General features: G+C 39.8%; 12 protein-coding genes, 1 pseudogene and 1 riboswitch. Of the genes and pseudogenes, 6 read left to right on the top strand and 7 right to left on the bottom strand.

The window, feature by feature from the left end; all coding sequences use genetic code 11:
* Positions 1-49: 49 nt before the first annotated feature.
* Together LPB68_RS09825 and LPB68_RS09820 are read right to left on the bottom strand one after the other, a co-directional pair.
* Entirely contained in the window at positions 50-868 is an 819-nt protein-coding gene (locus tag LPB68_RS09825; RefSeq protein ID WP_237087917.1) for an ABC transporter ATP-binding protein, read from the bottom strand.
* Between the two features lie 24 nt (positions 869-892).
* Positions 893-1,654 (bottom strand): ABC transporter permease, encoded by a 762-nt coding sequence (locus LPB68_RS09820; protein WP_068659978.1) that lies wholly within the window; start codon positions 1,652-1,654, stop codon positions 893-895.
* Positions 1,655-1,819: 165 nt separating this feature from the next.
* Between LPB68_RS09820 and LPB68_RS09815 the strand changes: the two are divergent.
* Positions 1,820-2,645, top strand: a pseudogene (locus LPB68_RS09815) (RNA-guided endonuclease InsQ/TnpB family protein).
* 110 nt (positions 2,646-2,755) lie between these two features.
* On the opposite strand, the gene LPB68_RS09810 reads toward LPB68_RS09815, so the two are convergent.
* The gene (locus LPB68_RS09810; protein ID WP_068659976.1) at positions 2,756-3,064 is read right to left on the bottom strand and encodes an MTH1187 family thiamine-binding protein; all 309 of its coding nucleotides are present in this window, start codon (positions 3,062-3,064) and stop codon (positions 2,756-2,758) included.
* Between the two features lie 47 nt (positions 3,065-3,111).
* A complete protein-coding gene (locus tag LPB68_RS09805) occupies positions 3,112-4,158 on the bottom strand; it encodes an ABC transporter substrate-binding protein (protein WP_068659974.1) in 1,047 nt (348 codons plus the stop codon).
* A 110-nt stretch (positions 4,159-4,268) separates the two neighbouring features.
* Positions 4,269-4,379: riboswitch (TPP riboswitch) on the bottom strand.
* A gap of 148 nt (positions 4,380-4,527) precedes the next feature.
* Between LPB68_RS09805 and LPB68_RS09800 the strand changes: the two genes are divergently transcribed.
* Positions 4,528-4,944, top strand: a complete 417-nt coding sequence (locus LPB68_RS09800) for a pyridoxamine 5'-phosphate oxidase family protein (protein WP_068660167.1) — start codon at positions 4,528-4,530, stop codon at positions 4,942-4,944.
* Between the two features lie 81 nt (positions 4,945-5,025).
* Here LPB68_RS09800 and LPB68_RS09795 read toward each other — a convergent pair whose 3' ends face one another.
* The 3 genes from LPB68_RS09795 to LPB68_RS09785 all read right to left on the bottom strand — a co-directional run bounded on the left by LPB68_RS09795 (position 5,026) and on the right by LPB68_RS09785 (position 9,242).
* Positions 5,026-7,329, bottom strand: a complete 2,304-nt coding sequence (locus LPB68_RS09795; protein ID WP_068659972.1) for a glycoside hydrolase family 65 protein — start codon at positions 7,327-7,329, stop codon at positions 5,026-5,028.
* 32 nt (positions 7,330-7,361) lie between these two features.
* Entirely contained in the window at positions 7,362-8,036 is a 675-nt protein-coding gene (gene pgmB / locus LPB68_RS09790) for a beta-phosphoglucomutase (protein WP_068659970.1), read from the bottom strand.
* 165 nt (positions 8,037-8,201) lie between these two features.
* Positions 8,202-9,242 carry a LacI family DNA-binding transcriptional regulator gene (locus tag LPB68_RS09785; RefSeq protein WP_068659968.1) on the bottom strand — a complete coding sequence of 347 codons (1,041 nt, stop codon included), beginning with the start codon at positions 9,240-9,242 and terminating at the stop codon, positions 8,202-8,204.
* Between the two features lie 272 nt (positions 9,243-9,514).
* On the opposite strand from LPB68_RS09785, the gene LPB68_RS09780 reads away from it, so the two are divergent.
* The 4 genes from LPB68_RS09780 to LPB68_RS09765 all read left to right on the top strand — a co-directional run bounded on the left by LPB68_RS09780 (position 9,515) and on the right by LPB68_RS09765 (position 15,100).
* The gene (locus tag LPB68_RS09780) at positions 9,515-11,236 is read left to right on the top strand and encodes an alpha-amylase family glycosyl hydrolase (protein ID WP_232510268.1); all 1,722 of its coding nucleotides are present in this window, start codon (positions 9,515-9,517) and stop codon (positions 11,234-11,236) included.
* 290 nt (positions 11,237-11,526) lie between these two features.
* Positions 11,527-12,852, top strand: a complete 1,326-nt coding sequence (locus LPB68_RS09775; protein WP_068659966.1) for a sugar ABC transporter substrate-binding protein — start codon at positions 11,527-11,529, stop codon at positions 12,850-12,852.
* Between the two features lie 92 nt (positions 12,853-12,944).
* The gene (locus tag LPB68_RS09770; RefSeq protein ID WP_068659964.1) at positions 12,945-14,258 is read left to right on the top strand and encodes a sugar ABC transporter permease; all 1,314 of its coding nucleotides are present in this window, start codon (positions 12,945-12,947) and stop codon (positions 14,256-14,258) included.
* The gene (locus tag LPB68_RS09765; RefSeq protein ID WP_068659962.1) at positions 14,255-15,100 is read left to right on the top strand and encodes a sugar ABC transporter permease; all 846 of its coding nucleotides are present in this window, start codon (positions 14,255-14,257) and stop codon (positions 15,098-15,100) included. Before LPB68_RS09770 ends, LPB68_RS09765 begins: the two co-directional genes overlap by 4 nt.
* Positions 15,101-15,186 lie beyond the last annotated feature (86 nt).

Below are 15,186 nucleotides of genomic sequence, written 5' to 3'. Positions count from 1 at the left end.
TCGCTAACGTCGGAAGGATAATCTCCTTTAAAAGGACGGTGTAGCCGTTTCAGCTTGTTTGTTCTTCTTTCATCATCTGGGAAATTTCTCGCTTTAATCTCAGGAAAATGGGATCTTCTATAATCTCTTCTCTCCGCGGTCGTGGAAGAGGTACATCTAGGACTTGTAAAACGGTACCAGGCCGATTGGAGAAAACGTATATTCGATCGGATAACAATAAAGCTTCTTCGATATTATGGGTAATGAATAGGACGGAGCGCTGATTTTCTTCCCAAATATCGAGGAGCCAACGTTGCATATCACTTCGCGTCAATGCATCCAAGGCGCTGAAGGGTTCGTCTAAACAGATAAGTTCTTCCGGGCTGAGAAGTGCGCGAAGGAATGCTGCACGTTGTTGCATGCCCCCAGATAAGGTGTGGGGATAGGATTGTTCAAATCCAGACAGACCTACCCTAGTGATCCACTCACGTGCTTCTGCACGAGCTTTTTTCTTAGAGATCCCCATAATTTCCTGTGCAAGAATGACATTATCTTCAATGGTTCGCCATGGGAATAGGGCAGGCTGCTGTGGCATGAAACTGATATGCCCCCGTTCGCCAGTAACCTCACGACCGTTCATCGATACTGTCCCCGAATCCGGTTGAACTAATCCTCCGATGATGTGGAACAAGGTGCTTTTCCCACATCCTGAGGGTCCTATAATAGAGACGAATTCTCCTTGCTTTACGGTTAGAGATACTCCATTCAACACAGTTAGATCCTGTGCCTTATTGCGGAAAGTCTTGTGAATATCCGTAACTTCTAACGCTAGTGAGGTTGAATGTACGTTATTCTGAAGGCTGCTGTCTTGTGAAATAATAGGTTCCAATATGATATACACATCCTTCATTTCTTATTTTTCTTGTTGTGGAGTCCAACGTACTGTCCACTTCTCAAGAAGAGCTATAAGGGAGAACATGATAAGGCTGAGCACAACAATGATTGCGATCGCCACAAACATCCGATCTGTTCGATAGCTAGCTTTCTGTAACATCATGTAGTAACCAATTCCCTTATCTGATCCAATCCATTCTGCAATGACAGCCCCCATCACGCTATAAGTGGCAGCAATTTTGATTCCTGAGAACAACGATGGTAGTGAGTGTGGAAGTTCTAACTTAACGAAGATTTGACGCTTGTTAGCTCCAATCATCCGCATATAACTAAGCATCGTTGAATCTGTCTGTTTCAACCCACCCATCATGGCGAGAGATACAGGGAAGAAACAGACTAATGTAATGACAATGATCTTGGGTAGTAATCCAAAACCAAACCATATCATGAGCAGTGGAGCAAGAGCGATTGTAGGAACATTTTGACTCAGAATAAGTAAAGGATATAATGCTGATTTAAGAAAAGGTGTCATATGTAATACAATAGCGATAAGAAGACCCACCAGAGTACCAATGATGAACCCCACAACCGTTAACTGTATAGTAGCTAAAGTATGCTTCCATAATCCAACAGATTGACTGGAAGCCTCTTGGGCAATAGCGTATGGAGAGGGGAGAATCCATTGCTCGATATCGAAGAAAGTAGTACATAGTTGCCATATTGTTAACAAGAAGAGGACCGCCACGAAGGGCGGCCAACATTTACTCCACCAAGATTTCATCAATATCACTGTGGATACACGCGACTTTAGTCGTGCGAGGAAGCAGTGTCGCTGAATGCGACTGGTGTTTGTCTCGCATTATCCACTTCTCCTTTCGTCTGTGTCTAGTCTCTTGAATCTTCACTAGAGAATAACTATAATAAATTTAGTGAAGGTGGTGCCAATATGCAAATTACAATTACAGCTAAAATAAAGATCAAACCTACGGGGGACCAAGTATCTCAGTTAAGCGAAACAATGAGCGCATACAGACAAGGATGCAATTTTGTTTCTAGGATTGTCTTAGATTCTGTAAATCTAAATCAAGCTTTTTTGCATAAAGCCACATATGGACCACTTCGTACTCAATATGGATTGCGATCACAAATGGCTCAGTCTGTCATGAAAACCGTCATTGCAAGATATAAGACCAACAAGAGTAATAATCATGAATGGTACAACTGCTTATGATTCCCAAGACAACACTTTCTTCTTCAATGGGAGACCTATCAAGCATAAGCGTTCTAAATACAAGTTTCTTCGCAAACACCTTCAACAACTAGGGACTGCATCCTCACGCAGAAGAATAAAGCGGATTGGACAACGAGAATCCCGTTGGATGACTGATGTAAATCATCAGGTCAGTAAGGCACTCGTTGACCATTATGGAAACAACACCCTGTTTGTTATTGAAGACTTGTCTGGAGTACGTAACGCAACTGAAAGAGTAAGAGTTAAGGATCGTTACATCACAGTTTCTTGGTCATTCTTCCAGTTCCGTCAAATGCTAATTTACAAAACCGCAATGGCGGAGTCTAAGGTTCTTATCGTTGATCCACGATACACTTCGCAAACCTGCCCGAAATGTGGTCACACAGAGAAGGCTAACCGAGATAAAAAGAAACACGTGTTTTGCTGTAAAAACTGCCACTACACTTCTAATGACGATCGTGTGGGGGCAATGAATCTTCAGCGAAAAGGAATTGAGTACATCGCTGAAGTAACTACCTAAGCATGTCTTTTGTAGTTGGGTAGCTGTCAGCCTGCCTGATGTAACGCCACAGTAAGGAAGGAGATTCGCAAGAATCGTTCGCACTTCCGGGCAGTTACAAGCTCGTGACTTTAGTCTTGAGCTGTTGATGGACGATATTTCTCCGTTAATTTTTCCATACTAATACCTTTCGGATTATGCGCGATTTTGATCTGAGAGATGATACTTGGACTTCCCGCTTCCACCAGAGCCTCATGCATTTTTTTTACAATATCTAGTAGTTCGCCTAGTTCACCTTCCATAGTAGTCTCTAATGGATGCACCTCATGTTTCACGCCAGATTGTTGAATGACCTCGATTGCACGATCTACGTAAGGAATGGAATCTTCATTTCCCGGTGTCTTTGGAATAACTTGAATGCTTAGTAAGGTGTTAGCCATAATATAAATTCAATCCTTTCTAAATTAGAATAAATAGTTACGATAAGTTATTGTGGTAGAAAATCATTGGTATATGCTTTTTCAATTTCAATTGATTTATCCAAAAGGTTATGACTTAACATCCAATTGGTATAATTTTGCCATACGGAAGCTTTTTGTTCACCCCAACGAGGAGCATCATCTGTATAACGTGGACTAAGCCATTTCTGACTTGCTAAGACTAGATCCTTGTCTAACTCAGGAACGGAGGCAATAAGAATATTGGCAGCTTCTTCTGGATTATTTATAGCTAGTTGATAGCCTTTAGCTGTTGCCTTAAGGAAGGATTTTATGAGTTCAGGATCCTCCTGGATCTGCTTCTCGTTCGTGACAATAACAGGTGTATAATAATCTAGCTCATCAGAATAATCTTTAACATATAGCATATCGAGTGGTTCATTGCGAAGTTCGGCTTCAATACCTGTCCATGCATAGAAGATCCATGCGAAATCGATATCACGTTTAACCGCTGTGAAGAAATCAGCATTACCCATATTGATCATACTAACCTCTGAGACATTCGCATCTTCAGCCTCCATGATGGAACCCATCACGGCTTCTTCTACAGGTGAGCCCCATCCACCATAGTTTTTACCTTCAAAATCCTTAGGTGATTTAATATTGCGGTCTACAGGTGCTGCGAAACCGGAAGTATTATGTTGGATAATTGCTGCGATAGAGACCAGCGGGACATCTTGTGTTCTTGCTTGTGTCACGCTCTCTTGATACCCGATTCCGAAGGGAACAGTCCCTGAGGCAACCATCGTATCAGCGCCACCTTCACCCGGTTGAATGATCTCTACGTTCAATCCTTCCTCTTCATAATATCCCTGATCCTTCGCTACATAAAGTCCAGTGTGATTCGTATTAGGCGTCCAGTCCAACACAATTTTAACATCTTTTAACGGCTTGGACTCTGTTGACGTTCCTTCTGTTGTAGATTTGGACTGATTACTAGGCTTTGAAGCCTGGTCATTCTGGTTACTCCCGCAACCAACTACTACAATTAATAGCAAGCTGATTAGAAGTGAAGTTATTCCTTTCCGGTTTCTCATTCTTCTTTCTCTCTCCTTTGGTGGACCATGAGCTAAATAAGTCCTATTTGTATTCGACAAAAAAAGCGTCCCGTAATCGGGACGCATGTAGGCGCAATATAGATATGGCTGTATCATATCGGTTACGTTCCTACGCTGGCATTATCCAGATCAGGTATAAGGGTCAGTGTCTAGAGGGACACAATCTCAGCCAGCCAATTCCAGCACCCCTGGTACATATAAAGTTAAGCGTTTCTATATGAATTATAATCCACTACGGTGATAGTGTCCAGTAGGCACTTGTTCAAGGGACGGTTTATAAGTAAGATGGTGGGCATAATAAATGATATGAAATTGATTCCTAGTAAAAGAAAGGTGAATAATAGACCTATGGAAAAAACAATGATTGAGCAAGAAATAACAAAGATTTTAGACCGAAATAAGATTTGTTCATTGGCTACGATTGAAGGAAATAAACCGAAACAGAGATATATGGTACTGTTTAATGAAGGTTTGAGCCTACATTTGGCGACCGATCTGAGAACACATAAAGTAGAAGAACTGAAGAATAATCCTAATATATCCTTGCTTCTCGGGTATGAAATCGGTGGAACAAAAGATAGTTTGGAGATCGAAGGTACCTGTTCAATCAGTACGAATGATAGTTTAAAGGAAAAAGTCTGGAATGATGATTTGAAAGAGTGGTTCGACGGACCAAAGGATCCCAATTATGGCATTCTTGACGTTCACATTACACGTATTCTTTATCAAGAAAAGGGTGGTAAGCAAAGGGAATGGATCGCATGAAGTATTATACATAGTAAGTCGAACGAGAAAGACCCCCACATCCCGCGATCGCGGAGTATGGGGGTCTTCTAATATAGGCTATTAAATACTGATTTGGATGTGGCTCAATCCATTAACCGTATAATCATTTCCATAAACATTGACATTTGCTGGTGCTTCCGTCTCGTTCAAAACGGTCACATCGTGTTCGCTAACTGTAACTTTTAGGCGAGAACTACGGAACATCACTTTGAATGAGAAGGATTTCCAATGACCAGGATTGAATGGATTTAAATGTAGAACGCCATTCTGAACACGTAGTCCCCCAAAACCATGAACAACAGACATCCAAGTACCAGCCATACTTGTTGTATGACAGCCATCTTCCGTATCGTTATTATAGTTGTCTAGATCTAGGCGAGAAGTACGTAGATACATTTCATATGCTTTCTCTTTATAACCTAATTCGCAGGCAAGAATGGAATGTACACAAGGTGATAAGGAAGACTCATGAACTGTAAGTGGCTCATAAAAGTCAAAATTACGTTTGACTTCATCAAGATTGAATTGATCTCTTAATGTGAATATCCCTTGTAATACGTCAGCTTGCTTGATATAAACCGAACGCAAGATGCGATCCCAAGACCATTGTTGGTTCAATGGTAAATTTGATGGATCTAGATCTTTCACTGGCGTCAAGTCTTTATCTAAGAATCCATCCTGCTGAAGGAATACTTGGCGTTCTTCATCATATGGATAATGCATTTTGGCGATGATATCACTCCATTTGGAGGTTTCTTCTTCTTTAAGATCTAATTTGGCAACAAGCTCTTTGTATACGCTCGGTTCATTCTTTTGTAAATGCTCCAGAACTTCCAAAGTATACTTCAATGTCCATACCGCCATGCTATTGGTATACCAGTTGTTGTTAATATTGTTCTCATATTCATTAGGTCCAGTAACACCCAAGATCATATATTTGTCTTTGGCAGGTACGTAATTAACACGTTCTTCCCAGAAGCGGGAAATTTCAGCCAGAACTTCAAGACCATATTGACCTAGATATGAAATGTCCCCAGTATAATTAACGTAATTATAAATGGCATACGCAATGGCACCATTACGATGAATTTCTTCGAAAGTGATTTCCCATTCATTATGGCATTCTTCACCGTTCATGGTGACCATCGGATATAAGGCACCTTTACTGAATCCTAGTTTCTTGGCATTTTCTTTCGCTTTTTCTAAGTGTTTGTAGCGATAGACCAAGAGATTACGAGCGATGGAATCATCAGCTGTACTTAGGTAGAAGGGTAGGCAATATGCCTCGGTATCCCAATACGTGCTGCCACCGTATTTCTCACCAGTGAAGCCTTTAGGACCAATGTTAAGTCGGTCGTCTTCACCGTTATAAGTCTGATTTAGTTGGAAAATATTGAATCGAATCGCCTGCTGTGCAGCAACATCACCATCAATTACGATATCACTTTCGCTCCATTTATCAGCCCAAGCCTTGATATGTTCTTCAAGTAATGGTTGGAATCCGATCTCCTTAGCAGATTGAAGTGCAGTCCGTCCGACACTAAGTAATTGACCGTAACCATGATCACGGGAAGTCACATTGGCTACATATTTATAAAGAACAACTTGTTCTTTCGCTTGAACACCTAGTTTGAAAGAATGAGCAACATACTTTTCCTTATGCGTTGCTTCAGGTGTTACAGAAACAGGATTACCATTCTGATGAACAGTGTAAGCCATAACAGAAGTAACATGGAAATCAAGCTTCTTGGTTTTGATCGTCAGAGCTGCATCCTCAGGAGTAACTTCTTTTAATACTTCTAACCAGAACTTCTCGTCGTAGTTAGAGTCTTTGTTCTTCACATCCCCATCAAGATAAGGTGTAAAAGTAATGGAACCGTTAAAATTCAACGGTGTTATGGCATATCGGATTACACCGATTTCTCTGCGAGCAATACTAGTGAAGCGAATCGCTTCAACTTTTACTTCTTTACCATCAGGTAATTCAGCAATAAAACTTCTTGAGAGCGTTCCTTCCTTCATATTAAGTTCACGAACGAAATCTTTCACTTTACACACAGCTAGATCAAGTGCAACGCCATCGATATAGATATCGATTCCAATCCAGTTAGTGCTATTTAGTACCTTCGCAAAATACTCAGGATAGCCATTCTTCCACCAGCCAACACGTGTTTTATCTGGATAATAAACGCCTGCCATATAGCTTCCTTGAAGTGAAGGACCCGTATATAATTCTTCGAAATTAGCACGTTGACCCATGTAACCGTTACCTATACTGAATATACTTTCAGATATTTCATGATTTTGTGGATCGAATCCTTCTTCAATAATGCTCCATGGGTCCAATTTTAAATATTGCTTCATGTGAAATCGTCTCCTTTAGATGGGATAATAAGTTACTTGTTAGACATGATTTGTTGTAATTTCTCAACTGACATTTCTGCTAGCGAAGATACGACATATTCTGCTTGGGTTAGCGTATCTGCTGATCCAATACCAATACTGCGCATTCCTGCACGAATAGCAGCTTCAATTCCAGCTTCAGCATCTTCGAATACGACACAATGTTCTGGGTCAACTTGGACTTCTTGTGCACCAAGTACAAACACTTCAGGGTCTGGTTTAGCATTTGAGGTTTTGGTTCCATCAATAATTGCATCGAAATAAGGAACTAGATTAGCATTGTTTAATATAGTCATCGCATTTTTACTGGCTGAACCAAGGGCAATCTTGATACCACGCTCTTTCAATTCTTGAAGAAAAGCGAGTGATCCAGGCAGTATTTCAGATGCGTCCATCTTCGAAATATAGTCAACATACCAGTTGTTCTTCTTCTCTGCGAGTGCGATCTTAGTCTCCTCATCAAGTTGAACATTCCCTACTGACAGTAAAATATCAAGGGAAGCCATGCGGCTAACACCTTTTAGTCTTTCATTATCATTCTCTGTGAATTCAAATCCTAGTTCATCAGCAAGCCGTTTCCAAGCTAAAAAATGATATTTAGCCGTATCAACTAGTACGCCGTCTAGGTCAAACAAACAGGCTTGGATGGGGTGATTCTTCGCTTCCATGTAGACATCTCCTCTATTGTGCAAACGTTTGTACTACAGTCAAAAATATATGAAGCATTTATATGCTTCATTTTAACAAAATATAATAATCGAACAAAATAACATTACTTATGAAATTTCTTACATCAACATTATATCAGATATATAGTTGGTGGGTTAGTCTGCTCATTCATTATTCCCATTTACAGATATCATGGATGATTCTCGAACAACAAGTCGATGAGGGATAATATTTCTTTTTTGAAATTGCTTTTCTCCGTTATGTTGGATCGATTGAATTAAAGCTTGAGAAGCTGTATAACCCAAATTATAGATACCAATATCGATACTAGTCAAGGGGGGAGTTGAGAGTTCAGCTATAGAAATATTGTTGAAGCTGACAATGCTTAGATCATCAGGAACTTTAAATCCTAATTCATGTAAACCGCGTAATACCCCAAAGGAAACGAAATCATCAACAACAACTAATGCCGTAGGGCGTTCAGGTAAATTCATGAAAAAAGACATCGCACGATATCCACTTTCCTGTAGAAACTCTCCTTCAACAATCCAATCTTTGCGCATCTCAAGTCCGGATTCTTCAAGCGCTCGTTGATAACCCTTAAGCCGATCCTGTGATACGACATGATTCGGAGGGCCACTAACAAATCCTACACGTTTATGACCAAAAGAAATAAGGTGCTTGGTAGCATCATAAGCAGCTTGAATATTATCATTATCAACGGATAGAAGATCAGGGTATTTCTCACTACGGCCAATTAGAACGAAGGGATGATGATTACTGTGTAGAAATTCGACAACAGCGTCATCTTTCCTTGAATATAGCAATATTGCACCGTCAACCCTTTTTCCATTGATTAAACGTGACACAACTTCGACTTCTTCTTGTTCGCTTCCTCCCGAGCTTAGCACCACATCATATCCCGAACGGTTCGCTTGAGTTACAATCCCCCGAACTAATTCCATGAAGAATGAATTCAGGAAAAGTTCTTCAGCTGATTTAGGTAGGATAACGCAAATGCTGTTCGTTGTCTTCGATACAAGGCTCTGAGCCATAATATTAGGGTGATATCCCATTTCATCAAGAATGATTTTTACCTTACGAGAAGTTTCGCGGCTAATTCTTGGGTGATTTGATAGCACCCGGGACACAGTGGAGGGAGATACGCCGGCTTTTTTAGCCACATCTTTAATTGTTACAGACATAATAACCTCCCGGATGATACCGTTTGCGTAAATAATAAATGAATTAATCAAACAAACGTACATATACATTTTTACACTAGCTATCTTAATCTAATGAGAATTATTTGTAAATGAATCAATTTCATAATTACGCAAAACCTATATAGGCGATTATGGAACTGTTTCATGAAAAAGGTTTCTTTACGAAGACAAATAAATTGACATCATAGCTTCCTCGAGTATGATGATATCCATAAACCGCGAGTTAGCGGATATGGGGGAGGACAACTTTTTTGAAAACGATTGCAAAAATGAAATATTTCAAAAGTTACGGACATGGATTTATAGGTGTAACCTTACTGGCTATGCTGTTGACAGCTTGCAATGGGTCTGATAATGCAACTTTAACACAAATGGAAGAAAATGACCAAAAAGCTGTAGAGACCCCCGCAAATCCACAGGAAAAAGAGACAGTTATGCTTAAAGGAAATGACCTGATTGATGAACAACCGTCAACTGTATATTATGAAATTTTCGTTCGGTCTTTCTATGATTCGAATGGTGATGGGATTGGTGACTTACGTGGAGTGATAGAGAAACTTGACTATCTAAATGATGGTGACCCCTCGACAACAGATGACTTAGGTGTTGGAGGAATCTGGCTGATGCCAATTCAACCATCCCCAAGTTACCACGGATATGATGTGACAGATTACAGAAGTGTGAATCCTGACTATGGAACAGTAGATGATCTAAGCCTGTTGATTGATGAAGCACATCAACGCGGTATCAAAGTTATTATGGATTTAGTGGTCAACCATACAAGTAAAGAACATCCATGGTTCATGGATTCTGCAGAAGGTGAAGATAGCCCATATCGAGATTGGTATGTGTGGGCAGAGGATCAGGGACGGGAACCTAATGGAACGAGTGCCGCATCAGGCTCGAATCCTTGGCATGAAAGGGAAGGTGCTCATTATATGGCTGGGTTCTGGGAAGGAATGCCAGATCTGAATTTTGACAATCCAGCTGTACGTTCAGAGATGAGGGGTATTGGACAATATTGGTTAAAGTTAGGTGTGGATGGGTTTCGATTGGATGCAGCTAAGCATATTTATGAAGATTTAGCGACAGACAAGAACGAGGAAATCGAAGCAAAGAATATAGCTTGGTGGAAAGAATTCCGCAACAGCATGAATGAAATTAACCCGGAGGCATATATTGTAGGTGAGGTATGGGAGAATTCTGTTGCTTCAGTAGCACCCTATTTGGATGAGGCATTTGATTCAGGATTTAATTTCAGTCTCGCAGAATCTGTCATTAGTAGTGTTAAAAATGAACGTGATAACAACTTGGCCTTTACACTAGAACGAACATATAAATTATTTAATACGAAATCTAATGGTGAATTTGTTGATGCCATATTCTTAACGAATCATGATCAGAATCGGGTGATGAGTCAGCTTGAAAGTAATGTGAATCATGCCAAGATGGTAGTTTCTATTCTCTTAACTTTACCTGGTAACCCTTTTATTTACTACGGTGAAGAGATCGGTATGTTAGGTGCTAAGCCAGATGAGCAAATCCGTGAACCGTTGAAATGGTATCAAGATGGGGCTATAAAGAAGGGACAAACAACATGGGAAGAATCTATCTTTAACCATGGGGATGGTTCAGCGAATGTGGAAATGCAATTGAACGATAATAATTCATTATTAACTCATTACAGGGATCTGATCTCATGGAGAAATGAAATTCCTGAACTTCTTAATGGAGATATCCAATATTATGATACGGGGAATGTACAATTATGTTCTTATATACGACGTACACAATCAGATGAGGTGCTTGTCGTGCATAATTTATCTGGAAAAGTGCAAGAAATTAAGCTAGATGCGGAATCTGGATCTGGAGAGCATGTATTTGCTGAAATCATTAAAACAAATCATTTAAAAACCAGTCTTGATGAGAATATCCTAGTAATACATCCATTTTCCACGGTAATTATTAAGTAATTATTAGTAAAAATGGGATATAGTGCGATATAAGGAGATATCATATTGTAATCTAGCTATAATAGCCAAATTTAAGTGAAATCAACATGTGCAAACGTTTTTACAAAGGATAGTCCATTGTGTATGATGTAGACATAAATAAAGCGCTTACTTTAGAGAATGGACGGAATAATAAGTTTCTTTCTTTCAAAGTGAGTGGTTAATTTGACATGTTAATGCAATCGTTTGCTCAATTTGTTTGCTTTCAACAAAAGTAAACAGCATAACCATTAGAGAGGGGTTTGATTTGTATGAAAATGAAAAAAATGTTGACGTTATTAGCTACACTCACCTTGACACTCTCCATTACGGCTTGTGGAACGAGTAATTCGACAACGAATAATGCTGAGCCAGCACCCGCTCCTGCAGCTAACAACACAGTAACTGAAGCTCCAGCTCAAGAAGAGGCTGTTGTTGAAGAAGGACTTCAACCTGAAGAAGGCGCGACGTTGATTGTATGGGAGAGTAGAGAAGAAAGAGCGTTCACGGATGAAATTGCGAAGCAATTTGAAGAAAAATATGGTATTCCAGTTAAGGTTGAGGAAGTAGCAGCAACAGACCAAGTGACGAAGTTAACTCAGGATGGTCCCTCAGGATTAGGAGCAGACATTGTCATGTTCCCACATGATAACTTAGGAAGAGCAGCAGAGGCGGGTCTACTCCTTACAAATGAAGTCCTTGCAGAAGAAACAATAGCTAATAATACACCAGCATCCATTCAAGGGGTAACTTTTAATGGTGAGTTGTATGGCTATCCTAGAGCGGCTGAGACGTATGCACTCTTTTATAATAAAGAGCTTGTAACGGAAGTTCCCCAATCATTCGATGATGTGATTGAATTTAGCAAAACATTCACAGACAAATCAAAGAATAGATATGGAATTATGTGGGAAACGGGTAATATGTATTTCAACTATCCGTTTATAGCTAGCGGTGGCGGATATATCTTCGGTGACAATGGTACGAACAAAGATGATATTGGAATTAATTCAGAAGGTGCTCTGTTAGGATTACAAACCTATGTCAAGTTAAAAGAAGTGCTACCTGTTAAGAGTGGCGATATTACACCAGATATTAAACGTAGTTTATTCAATGTCGGTGATATAGCGATGGATATAACGGGTCCTTGGGAGCTTGCAGGTTATAAAGAGGCACTTGGAGATAAGCTTGGAATTGCACCTATTCCAACGATTGATGGTAAACCAGCTATTTCACTCTCTGGAATCAAAGCATGGTACATTAACTCATTCACACAATACCCAAATGCAGCACAATTGTTCGCGCAATTCGCTTCAAGCAAGGATGCACAACTTCTGCTGAATGAAAAAGTTGGTTCAATACCGACGAATAATGAAGCATTAGCATCTGATCAAATTAATAATGATCCATTTGTTGCAGGGTTCGCTCAACAAGTTATCAACTCACAGCCAATGCCTACGATTGCTGAAATGGGAAATGTATGGAGTCCAGTCAATGCAGCTTTACCGGAAATTTGGGATAACGGGAAAGAACCGAAAGAAGCTATGGATAAAGCAGCACAACAAATTAAAGATTTGAATGACGGTGCGACAGAGTAATTCATGATGAGTTCGAGGGATATAACATTGAAAATGCCCGCCGCTTATTGCGGCGGGTCATTCCTCGATTTTCTAGAGAGAGGAGAAAGCTTGTGGACCGATATCGTAACAAAGCCACAATAATGTCGCTTATATTCATGGGTTTTGGACAAATATATAACCGTCAGTTTATAAAAGGCCTTATATATCTGTTAATAGAAGCTTATGCGATCATTTATTTCAGTAGTAATCTCGGCAGAGCATTATGGGGCATTGTCACACTAGGGGAAACGCCTAGAACGAAAGTTAATGGTGTTTTCGTAGATGCTGATCATTCGATTATCCTTTTAATTAAAAGTTTGATTACGATCTTATTTTTAATTATTTTTATCATCATATATATTATAAATGTTAGAGATGCACGTAAAATTGCTGAAAAAAGAGAGCAGGGAGTCCAAGCGAATCGTTTTCTCCAGTCTATTCGGTATGTGCTGGATTATAAATTTGCGCAAGCATTATTGACATTGCCAGCCGTAGGTATTCTCTTTTTTACAATCATGCCTATCATCTTTATGGTCATGCTGGCATTCACGAACTACTCGTCTCCAAACCATATTCCACCGTTTAAGTTGGTCGATTGGGTTGGGTTCAACACATTTAAGGATTTGATATCACTTAAGACTTGGAGTCATACGTTCTACGGAGTTTTGACTTGGACTATTATCTGGGCAGTCTTATCTACGGTTACTACTTATTTCGGTGGTTTACTTGTTGCGTTGCTTATTAACCAGAAAGGCATCAGATTTAAGGGTTTCTGGAGAACGATTTTAATTATTCCTTATGCGATTCCGCAACTTATTTCGCTGCTTGTGATGAGAAATATGTTTAACGGACAATTCGGACCTATCAATCAGTATATAACTAAGTACTTCGGGTACTTTGGGTTAGGAGGACTTCCATGGTTGACGGATCCATTCTGGGCGAAAGTTACGGTAATTATTGTTAACATGTGGGTCGGCATCCCAGTCTCTATGATATTAATAATGGGTGTATTGACAACGATTCCACGGGATATGTATGAAGCAGCTGAGGTAGATGGTGCAAGTAATTATCAAAAATTCCGTATTGTAACTCTGCCGATGGTACTTTTCTCAACTGCACCAATTCTAATCATGCAGTTTGCGGGAAATATCAATAACTTTAACGCCATTTTCCTACTAACGAGCGGAAATCCTGTTGTTGGGGATTATCAGTATGCAGGAGCGACTGATCTACTGGTTACCTGGTTGTATAAATTAACATTAGATCAGAATAAATACAATATGGCCTCTGCTGTCGGGATCATTATTTTCCTAATTATCGCCTCGTTCTCGATCTATAACTACCGTCGAACGAAGTCATTCAAAGAGGAGGATATGATCCAATGAGTGGACATAAAATAAAGAAATTATTCCGATTGTCAATCAGTTATATTACTCTTATTATCTTGTCTATTTGTGCCGTATATCCTGTATTGTGGGTCATCTTCGGATCTGTTCGACCGGGGAAGTCTCTGTATAGTAAGACGCTTATTCCAACACAGTTTACATTCGATCATTATCGTGAATTATTCACATCAAAAAGTTATATGTTTGGCGACTGGTATATGAATACGCTGAAAATTTCCATCGCATCCATGCTTATTGGTGTTTTTCTCACACTATTAACAAGCTACGCCGTATCACGCTTCCGTTTTCGTGGACGTCAGACAGCATTATCAGCTGTATTAATTTTGGGGATGTTCCCTGGATTTATGAGTATGATTGCAATTTTTTTACTCCTAAAAGAGTTCAATTTACTCGATACTCATCTTGCCTTGATTATTGTTTACGCAGCAGGGGCTCCTTTAATGGGAACCTTTGTTGCTAAAGGCTTCTTAGATACCATCCCACGATCATTAGACGAGGCAGCTAGGATTGATGGAGCGAGTAACTTCAAAATATTCACAAGAATCATCATTCCTCTTTCTCGACCAATGTTCACGTATATGGCATTGACACAGTTCGTGGGTCCGTGGGTTGACTTCATCTTTGCGAAGATGGTACTGAGATCGAAGGAGAAATGGACAGTGGCTGTCGGACTTTATGAAATGGTGAATACGAATACGAATTCAAATTTCACGTTATTCGCAGCAGGAGCTGTTCTCATTGCTGTTCCTATCACTCTTCTATTTATGTTCCTTCAACGTTTTCTCGTAGATGGATTAACATCTGGAGCGAGTAAAGGATAAAGAATGTTATTTTGAAATCGCACTTAGAATGAACATGATATAAATATAAGAAGAGGGCATTCTACAGCTTGATGAATAGCTGTTAG

The sequence above is a fragment of the Paenibacillus crassostreae genome (assembly GCF_001857945.1).
GTDB lineage: Bacteria > Bacillota > Bacilli > Paenibacillales > Paenibacillaceae > Paenibacillus_AQ > Paenibacillus_AQ crassostreae.
Note: the sequence above shows the minus strand (reverse complement) of the source record. Positions and strands in the feature narration are given on the sequence as shown.

Coding starts and splice junctions, on each gene's coding strand:
- LPB68_RS09820 (WP_068659978.1), bottom strand. CDS start 1,654: ATGAAATCTTGGTGGAGTAAATGTTGGCCGCCCTTCGTGGCGGTCCTC.
- LPB68_RS09810 (WP_068659976.1), bottom strand. CDS start 3,064: ATGGCTAACACCTTACTAAGCATTCAAGTTATTCCAAAGACACCGGGA.
- LPB68_RS09805 (WP_068659974.1), bottom strand. CDS start 4,158: ATGAGAAACCGGAAAGGAATAACTTCACTTCTAATCAGCTTGCTATTA.
- LPB68_RS09800 (WP_068660167.1), top strand. CDS start 4,528: ATGGAAAAAACAATGATTGAGCAAGAAATAACAAAGATTTTAGACCGA.
- LPB68_RS09795 (WP_068659972.1), bottom strand. CDS start 7,329: ATGAAGCAATATTTAAAATTGGACCCATGGAGCATTATTGAAGAAGGA.
- pgmB (WP_068659970.1), bottom strand. CDS start 8,036: ATGGAAGCGAAGAATCACCCCATCCAAGCCTGTTTGTTTGACCTAGAC.
- LPB68_RS09785 (WP_068659968.1), bottom strand. CDS start 9,242: ATGTCTGTAACAATTAAAGATGTGGCTAAAAAAGCCGGCGTATCTCCC.
- LPB68_RS09775 (WP_068659966.1), top strand. CDS start 11,527: ATGAAAATGAAAAAAATGTTGACGTTATTAGCTACACTCACCTTGACA.
- LPB68_RS09765 (WP_068659962.1), top strand. CDS start 14,255: ATGAGTGGACATAAAATAAAGAAATTATTCCGATTGTCAATCAGTTAT.